The sequence below is a fragment of the bacterium genome (genome assembly GCA_014360495.1).
Classification (GTDB): Bacteria; Armatimonadota; JACIXR01; order JACIXR01; family JACIXR01; genus JACIXR01.
On record JACIXR010000004.1, the window covers coordinates 213,139 to 230,544 of the forward strand.

The window sequence follows — 17,406 nt, forward strand, 5'->3', positions numbered from 1 at the left end:
TTCAAGACTTCTTATTCTTCTCCAAGAGCGAGATGATGTATTGGACTCCTTCTCTCAACTCCGTATGGGTTATGCTCCCTCCTTTGAAGTCCATTTGGAGCAATTTATTCATCTCCTGAAGCATCTCCATCCTCGTTCTTCCGCTGGCGAACCACTCATCAATGTTGCTCTTCAGCTTCGCCAACCTCACATGTGGTATCCTCTTCACCCTTTCCTCCAACCATTTCAAAACTTCCTCAACGGATTCTGTTCGCAAATCGTTTTCCTCTTCCTCTCCCAGCGCCTCAAACCTGCTTATTGCGGGTCTGTAGTATACGCTAATCTGGTTAGTGGAGCCCCCAGGCGTTTCATAGACTAAGGAAAATATATAGGTGGAATCCTCCCCCTCTCCCCATGACTGGGTTTCCCAGCGGAGGTTTCCATAAGTAATCATTCCCTGAAAGGGGCGGAGTCTTTCTTCAACGAGCTCAAGGAACTTGTTCCATTGCATAGTTAGATATTTTATATTTTAGGATTGAAAGTGGGTAAGGTCAAGTTAAATTATTTTATTTATTTTTTAACTTGAAAGTTTTTTCCACTTAAAAACCTGCCCGAGGAACTATAGTTCCTCGGGCAGGTTAAACTACTTCCTCTGGTCGTCTTTTACTTCCAGCGCGCCCAGAACCTCTCGGGGTCAACTGGGTCTATCATCTGCTCAGGCGTTGCGAACTTCACATGCCCATCGTAAAAGAGATAGTTAGCTCCGCCGTTGTGCCTCTTAACTTCATTCCCGCCAGGCCAACCATTGAGCCAGGCATCAAAGGTGATGCCGATGGAGGGATTAGGTCCTGTGACAATGCAGGCTGAATCGGAGACTGCGACTATCTCAGCGGGTCGGGTGAGCTGAGCCTCGGAGATATTTCTCGTATTAGCGTCATCGGTAGCCCAAGAAGTGAAGTACCAGTTGTAGCCATAACCTCCCATATAGCGATGCCTCTGCTCTATTGGGACGCCTTGGTCGCTAGGGAAAAGCTCGCACGCATTATCTGCTCCCGCGCACCACCAATCGTAGTTGGAAGAGGGGCAACGCAAAATCTGGTAGTTCTTCAGGTAGGGCTGAATTAGAACCATCCACCAGGTTCGATAACCGTTTAGGGAATTCCAGCTATACATCGGCACAATCTTCTCATCCCAATCTTGGCTGTACATCCTCATGGCGATTCCTATCTCTTTGAGGTTGCTCGTGCAGGCAGCCTTCCTAGCCATCTCTCTTGCCCGTGAAAAGACGGGAAAGAGAATAGCGGCTAAAATAGCGATGATAGCTATGACGACCAGAAGTTCTATTAGGGTGAAACCCTTTCTCCTCATTTTTTCACCTCCTTTCTTTTTGGATTTATTGAGAACATTGTTAGTTTCAGATAAATAGCTCTTCATCGGGAATCTGCAAGAGATTTGAAACCGCTATTTCTTCTCCATCATTCAACCACTTCCTTATCCTCTCAATCGCTTCCTCCCTCACCTCTACCCTCACCCCTTTATCACCGCTATGCAAAAACAAAGCAAGCCTGCGGGAAGGAACCAGTTCTATATTTCCCTTCCCGAATGTGCATCCCGTGGAAAGTTGGATGCCATCAGCCATACATCTTTCCGGAGGCTCTACTGGGCAGAAGACAGTCGCTTTCAATCCGAAATATTTATTTGCTCCCAAGAGGGCAATTGCCTTCTTTCCCATCCTCAAGCCAAGCACGAGGAAGGGACCCAAGTGTCCGTGAAATTCCTTAGCTCTCTCTAAGTCCATGTCTGTTTTAATTATAAGTTAAATGAGAAAAATTTGCAATAATAATTTCACAAGATATTTGAAAAAGGAATTGACAAATACAAGATACAACAAGAAAATTTAAGAAATTTATGAAAGGAGGTTTTGAGATGAAAGCTGGCATTCAACCCATAACTTGGGGCGAAATGCCGTTTGAGAAAATAGCAAAGGAGATAAAGGAATCGGGATTTGAGGGGGTTGAGGCTCCAATAGGTCAATATCTCTCTAATTTGGAAGAGCTTAAGAGGATATTATGGGAAAACGGGTTAGTAGTGAGTTCAACATATTTTGGATTGCATCTTATTGATAAAGAAAAACAGGTGGAGGAAATAGAAAGGGCTTGTGAGATGGCAAGAATATTGAAGAACGATTTTTCCTCTGATGTTTTGGTTGTTGCGGCTGGAGGGGTAAAGAAACCAGTTGGTAAGGAGGTTTATGAGCTCTTTGCCAAGGGTTGCGATGAGATAGGCAAGAGGTGCAGGGAAATAGGGGTATATGTAGCCTTTCACAACCACGCTTGGACATTGATTGAGACAAAAGAGGAAATAGAGTTTCTCGCCAATAACACCTCTTCCGATTCTTTCTTCTTCGCATTTGATAGGGGACATTTAGCTTTGATGGGAATGGACCCAGGGGAAATTATGAAGGAATTCAAAGATAGGATAAAATATATTCATTTGAAGGATGTAAAGGATAACGACTTCATAGAGCTGGGGGAGGGAATTGTGGATTTTGGGAAAGTTAAGATGGTGCTGGAGAGCATTGGCTATGATGGATGGCTGGTAGCGGAATTGGACAGGAGCACACTTCCTCCTTTGGAATCGGCGAAGAAACAGAGAAAATTCATTAAGGAGGTGTTCGGGGTATGAGCAAATTGCCATATGAATCAGATGTGCTTTTTGAGATCTTGAAGGCGGTAATCAACGCAATCGAGGAAGCGGAGGGCTATGCAGCAGGGCGTTCATTAAGGGTGTTAGAATATTCAATGGCTATTGCCAAGCACCTAGAACCTCCCTATGAAGACCCTGCCTTACCCCTTGCTGCTCTGCTTCATGACCTGGGAATGCTTGCCGTCCCTCCCGAGATAACTTTAAAGCCCGGGAGATTGAGTAATGAAGAAAGGATATTGCTTGAAAAGCATCCCTTATTCGGTGTGCAGATGCTTCAACATATAGAAGGCTTGGAGGATGTCCTACTATTAATCAAGCATCATCATGAAGCATATGATGGAAACGGCTATCCAGATAGAATTGCAAGAGAGGAAATACCATTGGGAGCAAGAATAATCGCTGTTGCCGATGCTTTTGAAGCTATGACTTGCAAGCGTCCCCATCGCTGGCCGCTTCCCATCACCGAAGCACTAATGGAGCTGAGGAGGCAAAGCGGAAGAGCATTTGACCCAAAAGTTGTTGATGCCCTTTTTAAAGCCTATCAAGCGAGGGAATTGCCATTATTTAAGAGGTGAGCGTTTCACGAACTTGTATGTTCGTGAAACGCGATTCCTTTGCTTTCGCTCACAAGGAGGGGTAGATTGCAATTAGGGGGCGAGTTTTTGGGCTCATAATATAGGCAGATGTCATAAATTCTTCAGGAACGCCGTTAAATTACAAAAATTTTGTTGACTTTCCCTTTCGCTTCTCTTAACATTTATAAATATGAAGAAGGTCGCCGGCATCACCATAAACCTCCTACAAGGTGATATAACCGAGATGGAGTGCGATGCCATCGTCAATGCAGCAAATAACCGCCTCTGGATGGGTGGAGGTGTAGCGGGAGCGATAAAGAGAAAGGGGGGTGTAGAAATAGAAAAGGAGGCAGTAGCTAAAGGTCCGATACAAATCGGGGAGGCTATTTGGACAAGCGCGGGAAGTTTAAAAGCCAAATTCGTCATTCACGCAGCAGTTATGGGTGACGATAGGAGGACGGATGAAACGAAAATCTATGAAGCAACAAAAAGCTCCCTTCTTCTTGCCGACCAACTTGGGCTAAAAAGCATCGCCTTCCCCGCTTTGGGAACCGGTGTCGGTGGATTCCCCTATAAGGAAAGTGCCAAAGCAATGTTGAAAGCAATTGAAGAGGTGGCTCCGTCCCTCAAGAATCTCCAGCAGGTAACTTTCGTCCTCTGGGGAGAGGAAGCTTACAATGCCTTTAAGGAGGTGATTGAGGGTTGAGGAGTAAAATCCTCGTTCTCTTTCTCTCTGCCCTCGCTTTTGCTTCTGTAGATGAATATTTCTCCCTTGTAAAAAGCGGAAAATGTTTGGAGTTCAGGGGAAAAGTCGTCGGCTATATAAAGGGAAAGCTCTTTACCCTACTCATAGATGATGGAGCTACAACCTGTTTGAAGTTCAAGCAACCTTTATCCGTTGAGGTGGGACAAGAGATAAGGCTCTTAGCGAAGCCATCTTCTGAAGCCGGAATATATGAGCTCCTACTTGTTGTGAAGGAGGCAGATGTAAGAGCCAAAGAGGAATCTCAAAAACAGCAAGAGGTATTTTATTATCCCGTTACAACCTCCAATAGTAAGGGGAACCTAACCAGCAGAGGCTTTCCCAATCGCCTATCCATTTCCGAGGATATAGTTGAGGCATATAAGAGAGCTGTCCTTTATTTTAATCCTCGTATGGATGAGAATTCCGCGAGGATGATTGCAAGAGCAATTCTTTACTTCAGCGTGGAGAACAATTTAGACCCTCGTTTGGTGGTAGCGGTCATAGCTGTGGAATCGGGATTTGACCCCAAGGCGGTCTCGAGAAAAGGAGCTATGGGATTGGGTCAACTTATGCCCCAAACGGCGGCTGGGATGGGGGTGAAGAATCCGTTTGACCCCATTGATAATCTTTCAGCCTCAATCCGCCTCATCAGGGGACATCTTGAGAAGTTTGAGGGTAATCCTCAACAGCTTGCCCTTGCTTTGGCTTGCTACAATGCAGGCTCCGGTGCTGTAAGGAGGTATGGTGGAGTCCCACCATATAAGGAAACGCAGGCTTATATAAACAAGGTGATTTCTCTTTACAAAAAAATATGCGGATACTCGGATTGAGAAACTATAGGCTATGCAGGAAAAGTTAAGGCTTCTCTGGCAACTTGAGGAGATAGACGATGCTCTTCAAACGAGCAGGGAAGAAATGAAAAATTTGGACGATGGAAGTACCCTTAAAGCAAGGGTTGATGCCCTAAAAGCGGAACTTGAAAGACAGAGGAATGAATTAAGGGAGATGAGGAGGGAAATGGAGGATAAGGAATTGGAAGCGAGGGGGCTTGAGGAAAGAAGACGAACAATGGAAAGTAGGATGTATGGTGGGTATGTAAGCAACCCTAAAGAATTGGAGTCAATGGAGAGGGAAGTGGAAATTCTCAGACGTAATCAAGATAGGTTGGAGGAGAGAGTGCTCGAGCTGATGTTCGCTATTGAGGATAAGAATCGGGATATCCAACTTCTGGAGGAGCAATTGAAGGCTGAGGATTCAGAATATCAAGAGGTGCGGAGGAAATACGAAGAGGAATCTAAGAGGCTTTCGGAAATAATTGATAGATTAGAGCAAGAAAGGGAGAAGCTCATCCCTCAGATAGACCCCTTCCTTTTAGAGCGATATGTGGAGATAAGGGCTAAGGTGGGTGGTGGAGTGGCGAAGGTTGTAAAAGGGGTGTGCGGTGGATGTGGTTTCAGCATCAGCCCAAGATTTATCACACGCCTTAAAGAAGGGGAAACGATAGTTTACTGCGAGAATTGTGGACGCATCCTTTACCTTGAGGAATGATAGACAGGGAAGGCATCGCTATAATAGATGGTGCAGTGAAGGGAAATCCTGGCAAAGGAGGAATTGGTGTTGTTTTGAAGGATAGAAATGGCGAGAGAATCTTTTTCGTTAGCAAAGAGGTGGGAGATGTAACTAATAATGAAGCAGAGTGGCTCTCTTTTATAGAGGCTCTGAACCTTGCGAGAAGGAATAAATTTCTCAAGTTGGAGGTGATTACGGATAGTCAGCTATTAGCGAGGCAATGGAGCGGGTTATATAAAACGAGGGCGAAAAATCTTCTCAAACTGTATAAGAAAGCAAAGAAGTTAGCGGAGGGGTTTAAGGAATTGATATTGCGTCAGGGAACGAGAAAGGAGATAAGGGAAGCGCACATTCTGGCACATCAGGCTCTTAAAAAGGTGATAGAATATGAAGACAAATAGAGAAGAAATCATCCTCCCTCCACCAAAAACAAAAGGCGAGATGAGTCTGGAAGAGGCTATTTGGAGAAGGAGGTCTGTTCGGCGTTTCTCCTCTGCTCCTTTGCCCTTGGAGGCAATAAGCCAAATTCTCTGGGCTGGACAGGGAATATCAGATAAATACACGAGATTCCGCACCGCACCTTCCGCCGGCGCTATCTTCCCCTGTCATCTCTATGCGCTTCTCCCTGAGGGAGTTTATAAATATATGCCAGATGAACACAAGCTTAGTCTCCACTTGAGGGATGATTTGCGTTCTCCCCTTGCGGAAGCTTCCCTTTATCAGGACTTCATCGCTGAAGCCCCACTTGTTATTGTTATCACAGCCGAGCTTTCTAAGACTATGGCACGCTATGGAACGAGAGCAACAAGATATGTTTATATGGAAATCGGGCATATCGGGCAAAACATCCAACTTCAAGCTGTGGCTTTGGGCTACGACTCCGTCTGCGTTGGAGCGTTCCAGGACGAGAAAGTTAAAAGCCTTCTCTCACTCCCAACTCCAGAGGAACCACTCTACATCATTCCTGTAGGTAAGAAGAGATGAGGAAATTCATAGGAGTCATTGGAGCCTCGCAACCACCTGCGGAGCTCCTTCCCGTTGCTGAGAAAGTTGGGGAAGAGATAGGTAAAAGAGGTGGCGTCCTTATTTGTGGTGGGATGGGAGGGATTATGGAGTCCGCTTGCAAGGGAGCGAAAAGGAGGGGTGGTGTAACCGTGGGAATTCTTCCCACTCTGACGAGGGATTCGGCGAATCCCTACATTGATATACCGATTGTCACTGGAATTGGTTATGCGAGAAACATGATAGTCGTTCTTTCCTCGGAAGCGATAATCGCAATAGGCGGCGCCTTTGGCACCCTTACAGAGCTCGCTTTTGCCCTTCATTTCAACATCCCAGTAGTAGGTATAAGGACTTGGCGTGTGGAGAGTGAATTTACAGAGGTGAAGGGTATAAGCTATGTTGACGAGCCTGAGGAGGCAGTGAGAATTGCTATGGAGGTGGAGATTTAGATGCCTCTTAAAAGAGCTCACATAGAGATTTTCGGCAGGGTGCAAGGAGTAGGATTTCGTTTCTTTGCCCAGCAGATGGCAATAAAATATCGCATAGACGGCTATGTTCGCAATACCCTTCAAGGAACTGTTGAAGTTGTGGCTGAGGGAGATGAGGATTCCCTCGCTAAATTCATAGAGGAGCTGAAGAAGGGACCACCATCGGCAAGGGTAAGGGAGGTGAAAATCGTTTGGGGAGAAGCAAAGGGAGACTTAAGAGGCTTTCGTGTCGCGTTCTAACTTGAGGGAACTCATCCTCCAGATGGAGGAGCGACTTAGAAAAGCTTTCTCTACCCCGAGGAGAGAGCGGGAAGAGCCAGTTGATGTTCTGATAAGGACCATTCTCTCCCAGAATACCTCCGACGCTAATTCACACAAAGCCTTTGCTAATCTTAAGAACCGTTTTCCCGATTGGGAAGCTATCTTAAACGCTCCGATAGAGGAAATAGAGTCAGCTATAAGATGCGGTGGAATATCAAATATAAAAGCAAGAAGGATAAAGGAAATTTTACGAAGGATAAAAGAGGAAAGAGGAGCTATTACCCTCTCCTTTCTCAGCGATTTGACTATGGAGGAGGCAAGGGAATATCTTCTATCGCTTCCGGGCGTTGGCGATAAGACTGCTTCCTGCGTTCTCCTTTTTTCTTTCGCCAAGCCAGCCTTTCCTGTTGATACTCATATCCATCGCATAGTCAATAGAATAGGCATTGGCGGGAAAAAACTTTCCCCAAATGAAATCTCCAAATTATTTGAGGCTAATCTTTCCGCTGAGCTTTCTCTTTCTCTGCATTTAAATTTAATTCGCTTGGGACGTGAAATCTGTCGTTCAAGGAATCCAAAGTGTCAAATTTGTCCTCTTCAGGAGTTGTGCAATTACTATGCGGTTCGGGTTCCAAGTTAAAATAGACAAAGGCTTTGAAAGGGCTCTTAAATACGCCCTTGAACTGGGCTGCGAATGCATCCAAACTTTAATAACAAGCCCTTTGACTTGGAGGATAAGCGGGAACCCGAGTAGCTTGAAATGGTATGTGGAGGAGCTCCGTCTAAACGATATCTCGCCCATTGCCATCCACGCTCCTTACTTATTGAATCTTGCCACGCCAGAGGAGGACATATATAGAAAATCAATCCTTATATTAAACGAGCATTTGGAGTTCGCTGAGGAGGCAGGAGCGGATTTCGTCATCGTCCATTCCGGGAGTCATAAAGGGGCAGGCGCTTCCTTCGGGATGAGCAGATTGATATCCGCTCTCCAAAAATTGAGCGAGTTCCATAAAGGCAATGCTATGATTTTGGTGGAGAATACCTCAGGTGCTGGCGGTGAGATTTGTTCTACAATTGAAGAGATTCAGCTATTATTAAAGGAAGTGGATAAAAGTAAAATAGGGATATGTTTGGATACTTGTCATCTCTTTGCCTTTGGCTACGACTTATCCTCTCCCGAAAAGGTGAGGGAATTAAGCGAAGAGGTGAGAGAAAAAATAGGAGAAAGCTTGAAGCTATTGCACCTAAACGATTGTAAAACACCTATGGGAAGCAAAGTTGACCGTCATGAAAGCTTGGGTAAGGGGAGAATAGGTTTAAGGGGAATTAAGGCGATTATAAATGACCCCTTTTTCAAAAACCTTCCTGCTATAATGGAAACGCCCTACGACCCCGTAGAGGATAGATACAACATCAATCTTGCCAAGAGGTTAAGAGAGGAGAGTAACTTTGAGGGTGAAAAAAGCGTCTAAATATACGGAGAGGTGCCGAAGTTGAACGATGTAAACTGGGAGGAGATAATAGAGAGAGCCAAAGATGGGGAGGAATCTGCGATGGAGCATATATTTATGAATTTCAAAGATATGGTTTATAATGTATGTTATAGGATGAGCGGGAGAAGGGAAGATGCGGAGGATTGGACTCAGGAAACCTTTCTCCGTGCCTTCTCCGCTATTAAGGGGTTTAGAGGGGATAGTAGTCTTTCGACCTGGCTGTATAGGATTGCTGTAAATGTATGTTTGAGCAACTTGAGAAGGAAGAGAACAGTTTCACTTGACGAAGTAGAATACAAGGTGGGGAACGAGAAGGATGAGGATGATGACCTAGTAGAACAAGTTCAAATTGTGCTTGGGCAGTTGCCGCCGCTTTATCGCACTGTTCTTATACTGAGGCATTTTGAGGAATTATCATATGAGGAGATAGCGAGTGTTATAAAGAGAAGCGTAGGAAGCGTTAAGATTGCCCTGCATAGGGCAAGGAAGAAATTCAAGGAAAAAATGGAGGAATTGAATAAATGAGAAGGATTGATTGCAAGAGAATTGAAGATATCTTGCCCCTCTACTTGGAGGGTAGCCTGAGCGAAGAGGAAACAAGGGAAGTTGAAAGACACCTTGCTTCCTGCGAGAGATGTTTATCCTCCTATGAGGAATGGCGGAGATGTTTCTCCGCTCTTCAAAGCGTCCCTCGCTTGCAAGCTCCTATGAATATTTGGTTCAATGTGAAGCAGGGACTTTCCCAGAGAGTGGAAAGAAAAATAGCTTGGTTCCCCGCTTTCGCCTCTCTTATCGGCGTCTCCATTGTCCTTGTATTCCTATTCCTTAATCTATATACTCAACACAGGTCCGCTCCACCCACACCACCTACTATCTCACCACCTTACCAAGCGAATCTACCTTCCCCTACACCCCCAGTTATTACAAAGGCTGTCCCTACGGTCCCGAAAATAGCGAAACCGGTGCCGAGCTCCAGGGTAAAGAGAGAAGTGGTCGTGGCGAAGAGACCGCCTCAACCCTTGACACCAACATCAAGAAAAGTTCTCGCCACGCCAAAGCTGGAGGAAACCGATGTAGAGGAGAAGATTGCCGAGAGATTGGAGATGGCTCTATTGAGCGCCCAGCAGGCAGAAAGCAATTTGGAGAGAGCCTTCCAAATCCTTAGAGGTAAAAACTTAGATATGAAAGGGGGCGAAAGTTTATGAGAAAATTTTTCCTCCTTCTTCTCGTTTCAATATCCTTTTCCTTCGCCTTAGAAGTTCCCCTTCCTCCTTACCTCAAAGTTGTGGAGAGCACATCCTTCCCACCTGTAATAATGCAAGCGCTTCTCGGGGATTATGCAAAAAATATAGAGAGATTGGAAATTGTGATTGTTGATGGTGATAAAACGGAGGCTTTACAATTTTGGCAACAAACCCTCCCTTCTAAAGGGTGGCGTTTGCTTTTCTCCTCTTCTCAACCCCAACAGCCCTTTCCTATAGCTTATAACAGAGGAAAGGATGTTCTTCTCATCGCTCCCGGGACTAAGCCAAGCCAGCTCTTATTGGTTGAGGCTGGAGGTGTTAAAGATGTTGGGGTTTTGCTGGGGATAATAATGAAGGGGTTATCATCCATTGCTACTTCTCTTGTTGAAGAGGAGAAAGGTTCTTTTCCCAAAATTGCCCCTTTTCCCCAAGCCAAGTTGGTGCTGGAAGCTCGTATCCCTGCTAAGGCAATTAGCGAAAAACTCAAAGGAGAAGGCGTTAAATATAGTGCGCCTACACATGTGGGAGCTGCATCATCGGAAATTGCTAAGTCAACTCCTTCTGCTTCTCTCCTTCAGTCTCTCCTTTCTAACGCAGATGAAATCCATTTCAGAGAATTTCAACTTCCTTCAAAGATTGACCCAAGGGAAGTAATAAACTATTATGAGGAGAAATTGAAAAAAGAGGGATGGCAAAGGATTATAAAGAACACACAGCCCCAGCCTTCTTTCCCCTACGTCTTAATATGCGCCTACAAAGGCGATTATTGCATAATAAGCCTTATTCCCCAGTTCCCCGCTAATACACTACACACTTTGGACGAGATAATCCTTTTGGCAAAAAAGGAGAGGAAAAACGATTAGATAATTGTTGGGGAATCCATGCTGGTATATGTAAAAGTTTCAGATTAGGGGGGGCAATCTTTATATTTCTTCAATGTTCTAAATTTCAAAATATCTTGTCTAATTTAAAAGGAGTGTGTATAATTAAAAACAAAAGGGGATAGGAAAGAGAACATCCTCCTTAAGCAAGATTTGCAATATGTATTTCTTTGAAAGGAGGCATAAAGGATAAGCGAGCTCCTCAAAGCAAAGGAGATTTTATTGCGATTTTTCTCCTTCCGTGATAGAACGGAGAAGGAAGCAAGAGAAAAGCTTAAAGAGAAAGGAATAGACGAAAAGACGACGGAGGAAGCGATATTATGGTTAAAAGAAGAGGGTCTATTGGACGACTCTCGCTTTGCTCGTCAGTGGGTGGAGGGTAGGAAGGAAAAGTATGGAAGAATTCGCCTTCTCAGAGAGCTTTTAAGGAAGGGAGTGGAGGGTGAGACTGCGAGGCAAGCGATTAGCTTGCTTTCGGAAGAGGAGGAATTAAAAAGCGCCCTTGAAATTGGGCGCCGTCGTCTTGCGTCTATTTCTGGTGATGACCCTCGTCGGAGGCAGAAGCTTGCTTCCTTTCTCCTGAGGAGGGGCTTTAGCTGGGATATTGTTGAAAAAGCTTTGAGGTTTCTCTTTCCCTCCCCTTAAAAAGGGAGGTGTTATAAATGTGGTTTTTGATAATAAGCCTTATATTATGGGTTTCTTTACCCATAGCAATTTACTACATTTACCAAAAAACGATAAAAAGGGCTAAAGAGAAGGAGCGAAAAGCGGAGGAACTCCTTGAGGAGGCGAGAAAGAAAGCAGATTCTCTGAAAAGGGAAGCGCTTCTTGAGGCAAAGGAGGAAGCGCACAGATTCAAGAGCGAGATAGAGCAAAGCCTTCATCAGCAGAGGAGAGAGCTAAACAAAAGGGAAAATCGGCTTCTTCAGGAGCAGGAAAGACTGGAGAGAAGGATTGAGGCTCTTGATAGAAGGGAAAAGCAAATCGCCTCCCGGGAGAGACTTATTGAAGAGTTGCAAGCGAAGGCTGAACAGCTCGTAAAACAACAAAAAGAGGAATTGGAAAGAATCGCCAATCTATCGCCTGAGGAAGCAAGGGAGATTATTCTGAAGAGAACCGAGGAGGAATTGGCGCACGAAATTGCCCAGAAGGTAGCGGAAGAGGAGAAGAGGATAAAGGAGATATCAGAGGCAAGAGCAAGGGAGATTATAGCGGGAGCTATTCAGAAATGTGCTGTAGATATGGCGCAGGAGATAACGGTGACCACTGTCAGCCTTCCCAGCGATGATGTAAAAGGTAAGATAATAGGCAGGGAGGGACGAAATATCCGCACATTTGAAAGCCTTACCGGCGTTGACCTTCTCATAGACGATACTCCCGAGGTAGTGGTCATATCTTCATTTGACCCTGTGAGGCGAGAGATAGCTCGCATAGCGCTTGAAAAGCTCATAATAGATGGGAGGATTCATCCCGCTAAAATAGAGGAAATGGTAGCCAAGGCAAAGAGAGAGGTGGAAGATGAGATTATAAGGGCGGGGGAGGAAGCGATGGAGAAAGCGAAGGTTATGGGTCTTCATCCAGAGATGATAAGGTTGTTGGGAAGACTGAAATATCGTACATCCTATGGACAAAATGTCCTCGCTCACTCCTTGGAAGTCGCCTTCATAGCGGGACAGATGGCTGAGGAATTGGGTGTTAACGCAAACGTTGCAAGGCGAGCTGGTTTGCTCCACGATATAGGTAAGGCGCTTGATGAGGAGGGCTCTCACACTCAATTGGGAGCGAAGGTTGCGAGGAGATATGGAGAAAGGGACGAAGTGATAAACGCGATTCTTTCCCATCACGGCGAAGAGGAACCCAGGTATATAGAATCCGTTCTCGTGCAAGCTGCTGATACCCTTTCTGCCGCCCGCCCTGGTGCGAGGAGAGAGATGTTGGAGGCATACCTTAGAAGGCTTGAGCAGTTGGAGAAAATCGTCTCCTCCTTCCCGGGAATTGAGCGCTCCTTTGCAATACAGGCGGGAAGGGAAGTAAGGGTCATTGTGAAGCCCGAGGAAGTGGATGATGCTCAAGCGGCTGTTCTCGCAAGGGATATCGCGAAAAGGATAGAGCAGGAAATGGAATATCCCGGTCAGATAAAAGTTGTAGTCATAAGAGAAAAAAGAGCAATAGAATACGCGAAGTAACACATATCTTGTCTAAACCAAGAAGCTAAAAGTATCAATAATTACTGTATTTTTCGTATCTTTTTTGGATTAGTTCATCTAGTGGGATGCTTTGGAGCTCTTCTAAGTGTCTTAGAATGGCTTCTTTGAGAAGCTGGGCGCTTTTTTCCCAATCTCTATGTGCTCCTCCTTCCGGCTCGGGAACTATCTCATCTGCAACCCCCAAACTGTAGAGGTCCTGAGCGCTCAGCTTCAATGCCTCCGCCGCCTCGGCTGCTCTTTTGGCATCTCTCCAAATTATGGCGGCACAGGATTCAGGGGATATTACCGAATAATAAGCGTTCTCCTGCATCAGCAATCTATCGCCCAAGCCAATCCCTATCGCTCCACCCGAACCTCCTTCCCCTATTACGGAAACTATTATAGGAGTCCTCAATTTGGACATCTCTTGCAAGTTGCGCGCTATAGCTTGGGCAATTCCTCTCTCTTCTGCCTCGGTTAAACAAGCTGCGCCTGGCGTATCCAAGAAGGTCAAGACGGGGAAACCGAATTTCTCCGCCATCTTCATAAGACGAAGAGCTTTGTGATAACCCTCTGGACGAGCTGAACCGAAATTTCGCCAGCGTCTTTCCTTCGTCGTCCTGCCCTTTTGGTGTCCGATGAAGACAACAGTTTGACCATTCAAGCTCGCCAGCCCACCAACGATTGCAGGGTCATCCCCCATAAGTCTATCGCCATGCAGTTCTATGAAATCATCAAATATCAATTCCGCGTAATCAAGCGTGTAGGGGCGCAGGGGATGACGAGCAACTTGCACCTTCTGCCAACGAGTTAGATTGCGATAAGCTTTGCGGGTCAATTCTTCTGCTTTTCTCTTTAGCTCTTCTATTTCCTCTCTCCTGTTTAACTTCTCCTCAATCGCGAGATTCTCAAGCTTCTTCAATTTCAACATAACCTCCGCGATGGGACGCTCGAATTCGGGAAGAAGAGGAATATCCTCGGGGGAAAGGGAAGGCGCAGTGATGGGGGTTTTTTCCCTCGGCTTGGTCTTCTGTAGGAATAAACGAAGGAGGCGAACAATTGTTTCCCTCAAATCCTTGCGTGGAACGACCATATCCAAGAAACCGTGTTCCAATTGAAACTCGGAGGATTGGAAATCGGGAGGAAGCTTTATCTTTAAGGTTTGTTCAATCACTCTCGGACCGGTGAATCCAATTAAAGCGCCCGGTTCCGCGATGTTAACATCACCTAACGAGGCAAAGGAAGCGAGCACACCAGCCATTGTAGGATTTGTCAGAACCGCTATATAAGGGACCTTTGCGGAGTGGAACTTGCCGACTGCAGAAGCCGTTTTCGCCATCTGCATAAGGGAGATTATCCCTTCCTGCATCCTCGCCCCTCCACCGGAGCCGGAAATCATCACTACGGGCAAAGATTTATCCCTTGCCAGCTCCATCGCCCTCTTCACCTTCTCTCCAACAACCCAGCCCATACTTCCTCCCATGAAGGAGAAGTCGGTTATTATGATAACGCAGGGGATGGAGTCAATCGTTGCTGTTCCGTAGATTATCGCATCGTTCAAACTCGTCTTTTCCCTCGCGGAAATGAGCTTTTCCTGATATTGAGGGAAAGATAAAGGGTCTTTGGAGACGAGCTCCGCATCGTATTCCTGAAAGCTTCCCTCATCCACAGTATATTGAAGCCTTTCCCTCGCCGATAAAAGGAAATGGTAATTACAGCGAGGGCAGACTCGGAAGTTCTCCACAACTTCGCTTGAGACCAATATTCTTTTACATTGAGGACATTTTAAAAAAAGGTCGGAGGGAATATGCTCAAACTTCCTTGACATACCTTTCACCTCTCTTTAAAATCTCTCACTATGGAACTGGAAGACATAAGGAGAAAAATAGACGAGATAGACGAGAAATTGGTAGACCTCCTTTCCCAAAGGGCTGAGCTCGCTAAGCAGGCTTCCGCCCTTAAAGGGGAAAGGGTCTTTGACGCTAGCAGGGAAGAGGAAGTTATAAGACATATCCTCTCCCTCAACAAGGGACCCATATCCAATGAAGAGCTAACATATCTATTTAGAGAGATTATATCAATTTGTCGGCGTTTGGAAAAGCCATTAAAAATCGCTTATTGGGGTCCAGAGGGAACTTTTACTCATCTCGCTGCCATTAAAAGATTCGGAAGCTCAGCGGATTATGTTGCCTGTGAGAGGCTTGAGGATGTTTTTGAAGAAGTGCTCAGGGGAAGTGCTGATTTGGGGGTTGTGCCAGTTGAGAACTCAACGGAAGGAGTAGTGGCGAGGACATTGGATATTTTCCAGGAAATAGAGGGGTTGAAAATATGTGGCGAGATGGTCATCCCCATCCGCCATCTTCTTCTTTCCCCCGCTGATAGTTTGAAGAAAATTAAGAGGGTCTATTCCGTCCCTCAGGCATTGGGGCAGTGTCGCAGATGGTTGAGAGAGAATCTGCCCAATGTAGAGATTATAGAGACCGCTACCACTGCAAAGGCGGCGCAAATGTGCAAAGAAGACCCCCAAGGGGCAGCTATAGGAAGCGAAGCGGCAAAGGAGATATACGATTTAAATGTGCTTGCGGAAGGAATAGAGGATGTCCCGGGAAACAGCACGAGATTCTTGGTAATAGGAAAGGAGGAAACAGCTCCCACTGGAAAGGATAAAACGACGATTATATTTGCGGTTAAGCATAAGGCAGGTGCTCTTTATAGGGCTCTTTCCGCTTTTGATAAATACGATGTAAACCTCACGATGCTTGAATCCCGTCCCTCCCGTCGGACCTCCTGGGAATATGTCTTCTTTGCTGATTTTCAAGGGCATATAAAAGAAGAGAGGGTAAAGAAGGCGCTGGATAAGCTATCGGAGGAAGCTCTTTTCATCAAAGTTCTTGGTTCTTATCCTGAGGCAAACAGAGAATAAAACCTCTTACTAATTCGCTTCCTCTTCTTCCCCTGTTGGCTTTTCTTTCTTGGTTATCCTAACCTTTGTTATTCGCCTTCCGTCCGTTTTCTCCACGGTGAGCGTGAGGGAATCCAATTCAACGCTTTCCCCTTCCTCTGGAACTTTACCCAATAGAGCGTAAACTAAACCTCCAAGGGTATCCGCTTCCTCATCGGATAGGGAAAGTCCAAGCTCTTCGTTCACATCCTCTATAAGCGCCCGAGCATCTACAATTGCTGTATTTTCATCTATCTTTTCTATCCATTCGCTTTCCTTATCGTATTCATCCTCTATCTCGCCAACGATTTCCTCCAAAATATCCTCTAAAGTGACTATTCCTGCTGTCCCACCGTATTCATCAACAACTATTGCCATTTGAGTCTTATTTCTCTGCATCTCTTTGAGCAACTCGTCAATTTTCTTTGATTCAGGCACGAAGTAGGCAGGGCGAGCAATGCGTTTGGCAGGTAGAGTGCGTTTCCCCTCCTTGAACCGCCTTATAGCATCCTTGGCGTGAACTATGCCTATGATGTTATCCATATTCTCTCGGTAAACAGGAAGGCGAGAGTAACCTGTGCGAGAGACTATATCCAAAACTTTCTCCACACTATCATCAGCCTCCACCCCCACCACATCTATCCTTGGAACCATTATCTCCCTCGCCGTTGTATCCGTGAAATCAAATATTGAAGCAATCATTTCCTTTTCCTCTTCCTCTATATTCCCTTCCTTGGAGCCTTCCTCCAAAAGAATCTGGATTTCCTCCTCGGTTATCGTGCCCATTTGCTCGTCCTTCGCTCCACCAATTAAGGAAGCTATCCATCCGCTTATTATCGCAAGAGGTTTCACAAAGGGATAGGCAAGTAAGTAGAGGAATTTTATGAACCTCGCTGATAAAAGAGAGAAAGCCTCCGCCTTTTTAAGGGCTAAATTCTTCGGCACGAGCTCACCGAAGAGGACGAGGATAAGGGTCATAAGAAGGGAGCCAAAGAGGGCAGATAATTCCTCAGAATTTTCCCCGAGAATCGGTTTGAATAGTTTCATTGATATAAGGGTTGCGAGGGCACCGCCCGCAACACTGCATAAAGTTACCCACACTTGAAGGGAAGCGAAAAAGTTCTCTGGTTTTTCCAAGAGTTGGGAAATTACACGCGCTCTTTTATCCACATCACCCAGATACATCAGCCTGCTCTTTCTCAATGAGATAACCCCAATCTCCGCCGCTGCAAGCAACCCATTGAATATGATGACCACAACGACTAAAAGCCAAATCAATAAACTTGAATCGTCCAAGCAATCACTCTCCTTTCAAAATAAATATTAACAAAAT

At 45.5% G+C, this 17,406-nt stretch carries 22 protein-coding genes; 17 read left to right on the forward strand and 5 right to left on the reverse strand.

All coding sequences use genetic code 11. The annotated features are described in order from the left end of the window. Position 1: 1 nt before the first annotated feature. From H5T88_04880 to H5T88_04890, 3 genes are all read right to left on the reverse strand, one after another. The gene (locus H5T88_04880) at positions 2-490 is read right to left on the reverse strand and encodes a hypothetical protein (protein ID MBC7329677.1); all 489 of its coding nucleotides are present in this window, start codon (positions 488-490) and stop codon (positions 2-4) included. Positions 491-642: 152 nt separating this feature from the next. After that, the gene (locus tag H5T88_04885; protein MBC7329678.1) at positions 643-1,347 is read right to left on the reverse strand and encodes a DUF1559 domain-containing protein; all 705 of its coding nucleotides are present in this window, start codon (positions 1,345-1,347) and stop codon (positions 643-645) included. Between the two features lie 46 nt (positions 1,348-1,393). After that, positions 1,394-1,777 (reverse strand): formylmethanofuran dehydrogenase subunit E family protein, encoded by a 384-nt coding sequence (locus H5T88_04890; protein ID MBC7329679.1) that lies wholly within the window; start codon positions 1,775-1,777, stop codon positions 1,394-1,396. A gap of 128 nt (positions 1,778-1,905) precedes the next feature. On the opposite strand from H5T88_04890, the gene H5T88_04895 reads away from it, so the two are divergent. The 16 genes from H5T88_04895 to rny all read left to right on the forward strand — a co-directional run bounded on the left by H5T88_04895 (position 1,906) and on the right by rny (position 13,132). Further along, positions 1,906-2,664, forward strand: coding sequence for a TIM barrel protein (locus tag H5T88_04895; protein MBC7329680.1), 759 nt, complete (start codon positions 1,906-1,908; stop codon positions 2,662-2,664). Further along, positions 2,661-3,260 (forward strand): HD domain-containing protein, encoded by a 600-nt coding sequence (locus H5T88_04900; GenBank protein ID MBC7329681.1) that lies wholly within the window; start codon positions 2,661-2,663, stop codon positions 3,258-3,260. The genes H5T88_04895 and H5T88_04900 overlap by 4 nt, the downstream gene beginning before the upstream one ends. A gap of 190 nt (positions 3,261-3,450) precedes the next feature. Further along, positions 3,451-3,966, forward strand: coding sequence for a macro domain-containing protein (locus H5T88_04905; GenBank protein MBC7329682.1), 516 nt, complete (start codon positions 3,451-3,453; stop codon positions 3,964-3,966). A gap of 449 nt (positions 3,967-4,415) precedes the next feature. Beyond that, positions 4,416-4,835, forward strand: a complete 420-nt coding sequence (locus tag H5T88_04910; GenBank protein ID MBC7329683.1) for a lytic transglycosylase domain-containing protein — start codon at positions 4,416-4,418, stop codon at positions 4,833-4,835. A gap of 13 nt (positions 4,836-4,848) precedes the next feature. Further along, entirely contained in the window at positions 4,849-5,553 is a 705-nt protein-coding gene (locus H5T88_04915) for a hypothetical protein (GenBank protein MBC7329684.1), read from the forward strand. Beyond that, complete coding sequence (locus tag H5T88_04920; protein MBC7329685.1) at positions 5,550-5,975, forward strand: reverse transcriptase-like protein; 426 nt, start codon at positions 5,550-5,552, stop codon at positions 5,973-5,975. Before H5T88_04915 ends, H5T88_04920 begins: the two co-directional genes overlap by 4 nt. Beyond that, positions 5,962-6,558, forward strand: coding sequence for a SagB/ThcOx family dehydrogenase (locus H5T88_04925; GenBank protein ID MBC7329686.1), 597 nt, complete (start codon positions 5,962-5,964; stop codon positions 6,556-6,558). Before H5T88_04920 ends, H5T88_04925 begins: the two co-directional genes overlap by 14 nt. Then, the gene (locus tag H5T88_04930) at positions 6,555-7,025 is read left to right on the forward strand and encodes a TIGR00725 family protein (GenBank protein MBC7329687.1); all 471 of its coding nucleotides are present in this window, start codon (positions 6,555-6,557) and stop codon (positions 7,023-7,025) included. The genes H5T88_04925 and H5T88_04930 overlap by 4 nt, the downstream gene beginning before the upstream one ends. Continuing rightward, positions 7,026-7,304 (forward strand): acylphosphatase, encoded by a 279-nt coding sequence (locus H5T88_04935; protein ID MBC7329688.1) that lies wholly within the window; start codon positions 7,026-7,028, stop codon positions 7,302-7,304. Beyond that, entirely contained in the window at positions 7,291-7,965 is a 675-nt protein-coding gene (locus tag H5T88_04940) for an endonuclease III (protein ID MBC7329689.1), read from the forward strand. The genes H5T88_04935 and H5T88_04940 overlap by 14 nt, the downstream gene beginning before the upstream one ends. Continuing rightward, positions 7,943-8,800, forward strand: a complete 858-nt coding sequence (locus H5T88_04945) for a deoxyribonuclease IV (GenBank protein ID MBC7329690.1) — start codon at positions 7,943-7,945, stop codon at positions 8,798-8,800. The genes H5T88_04940 and H5T88_04945 overlap by 23 nt, the downstream gene beginning before the upstream one ends. A gap of 12 nt (positions 8,801-8,812) precedes the next feature. Continuing rightward, positions 8,813-9,346: an RNA polymerase sigma factor gene (locus H5T88_04950; protein MBC7329691.1), complete on the forward strand. Its 534-nt coding sequence runs from the start codon at positions 8,813-8,815 to the stop codon at positions 9,344-9,346. Positions 9,347-9,351: 5 nt separating this feature from the next. Beyond that, complete coding sequence (locus H5T88_04955; protein ID MBC7329692.1) at positions 9,352-10,026, forward strand: zf-HC2 domain-containing protein; 675 nt, start codon at positions 9,352-9,354, stop codon at positions 10,024-10,026. After that, positions 10,023-10,928 carry a hypothetical protein gene (locus tag H5T88_04960; GenBank protein MBC7329693.1) on the forward strand — a complete coding sequence of 302 codons (906 nt, stop codon included), beginning with the start codon at positions 10,023-10,025 and terminating at the stop codon, positions 10,926-10,928. The genes H5T88_04955 and H5T88_04960 overlap by 4 nt, the downstream gene beginning before the upstream one ends. A gap of 240 nt (positions 10,929-11,168) precedes the next feature. Beyond that, the gene (locus H5T88_04965; protein ID MBC7329694.1) at positions 11,169-11,591 is read left to right on the forward strand and encodes a regulatory protein RecX; all 423 of its coding nucleotides are present in this window, start codon (positions 11,169-11,171) and stop codon (positions 11,589-11,591) included. Between the two features lie 17 nt (positions 11,592-11,608). Beyond that, entirely contained in the window at positions 11,609-13,132 is a 1,524-nt protein-coding gene (gene rny, locus H5T88_04970) for a ribonuclease Y (GenBank protein ID MBC7329695.1), read from the forward strand. Between the two features lie 34 nt (positions 13,133-13,166). Here the strand turns inward: rny and H5T88_04975 are convergent, their stop codons facing one another. Continuing rightward, complete coding sequence (locus H5T88_04975; protein MBC7329696.1) at positions 13,167-14,960, reverse strand: acetyl-CoA carboxylase carboxyltransferase subunit alpha; 1,794 nt, start codon at positions 14,958-14,960, stop codon at positions 13,167-13,169. A gap of 30 nt (positions 14,961-14,990) precedes the next feature. Between H5T88_04975 and pheA the strand changes: the two genes are divergently transcribed. Beyond that, the gene (gene pheA, locus H5T88_04980; GenBank protein ID MBC7329697.1) at positions 14,991-16,055 is read left to right on the forward strand and encodes a prephenate dehydratase; all 1,065 of its coding nucleotides are present in this window, start codon (positions 14,991-14,993) and stop codon (positions 16,053-16,055) included. A gap of 9 nt (positions 16,056-16,064) precedes the next feature. Here the strand turns inward: pheA and H5T88_04985 are convergent, their stop codons facing one another. Further along, positions 16,065-17,369: an HlyC/CorC family transporter gene (locus tag H5T88_04985; protein ID MBC7329698.1), complete on the reverse strand. Its 1,305-nt coding sequence runs from the start codon at positions 17,367-17,369 to the stop codon at positions 16,065-16,067. Positions 17,370-17,406 lie beyond the last annotated feature (37 nt).

What these genes read in the sequence shown, in the direction of transcription:
- H5T88_04920 (MBC7329685.1), top strand. Translation starts at nt 5,550, where the DNA reads ATGATAGACAGGGAAGGCATCGCTATAATAGATGGTGCAGTGAAGGGA.
- pheA (MBC7329697.1), top strand. Translation starts at nt 14,991, where the DNA reads ATGGAACTGGAAGACATAAGGAGAAAAATAGACGAGATAGACGAGAAA.
- H5T88_04910 (MBC7329683.1), top strand. Translation starts at nt 4,416, where the DNA reads ATGGATGAGAATTCCGCGAGGATGATTGCAAGAGCAATTCTTTACTTC.
- H5T88_04925 (MBC7329686.1), top strand. Translation starts at nt 5,962, where the DNA reads ATGAAGACAAATAGAGAAGAAATCATCCTCCCTCCACCAAAAACAAAA.
- H5T88_04915 (MBC7329684.1), top strand. Translation starts at nt 4,849, where the DNA reads ATGCAGGAAAAGTTAAGGCTTCTCTGGCAACTTGAGGAGATAGACGAT.
- H5T88_04930 (MBC7329687.1), top strand. Translation starts at nt 6,555, where the DNA reads ATGAGGAAATTCATAGGAGTCATTGGAGCCTCGCAACCACCTGCGGAG.
- H5T88_04945 (MBC7329690.1), top strand. Translation starts at nt 7,943, where the DNA reads ATGCGGTTCGGGTTCCAAGTTAAAATAGACAAAGGCTTTGAAAGGGCT.
- rny (MBC7329695.1), top strand. Translation starts at nt 11,609, where the DNA reads ATGTGGTTTTTGATAATAAGCCTTATATTATGGGTTTCTTTACCCATA.
- H5T88_04960 (MBC7329693.1), top strand. Translation starts at nt 10,023, where the DNA reads ATGAGAAAATTTTTCCTCCTTCTTCTCGTTTCAATATCCTTTTCCTTC.
- H5T88_04880 (MBC7329677.1), bottom strand. Translation starts at nt 490, where the DNA reads ATGCAATGGAACAAGTTCCTTGAGCTCGTTGAAGAAAGACTCCGCCCC.
- H5T88_04935 (MBC7329688.1), top strand. Translation starts at nt 7,026, where the DNA reads ATGCCTCTTAAAAGAGCTCACATAGAGATTTTCGGCAGGGTGCAAGGA.
- H5T88_04900 (MBC7329681.1), top strand. Translation starts at nt 2,661, where the DNA reads ATGAGCAAATTGCCATATGAATCAGATGTGCTTTTTGAGATCTTGAAG.
- H5T88_04885 (MBC7329678.1), bottom strand. Translation starts at nt 1,347, where the DNA reads ATGAGGAGAAAGGGTTTCACCCTAATAGAACTTCTGGTCGTCATAGCT.
- H5T88_04895 (MBC7329680.1), top strand. Translation starts at nt 1,906, where the DNA reads ATGAAAGCTGGCATTCAACCCATAACTTGGGGCGAAATGCCGTTTGAG.
- H5T88_04890 (MBC7329679.1), bottom strand. Translation starts at nt 1,777, where the DNA reads ATGGACTTAGAGAGAGCTAAGGAATTTCACGGACACTTGGGTCCCTTC.
- H5T88_04975 (MBC7329696.1), bottom strand. Translation starts at nt 14,960, where the DNA reads ATGTCAAGGAAGTTTGAGCATATTCCCTCCGACCTTTTTTTAAAATGT.
- H5T88_04905 (MBC7329682.1), top strand. Translation starts at nt 3,451, where the DNA reads ATGAAGAAGGTCGCCGGCATCACCATAAACCTCCTACAAGGTGATATA.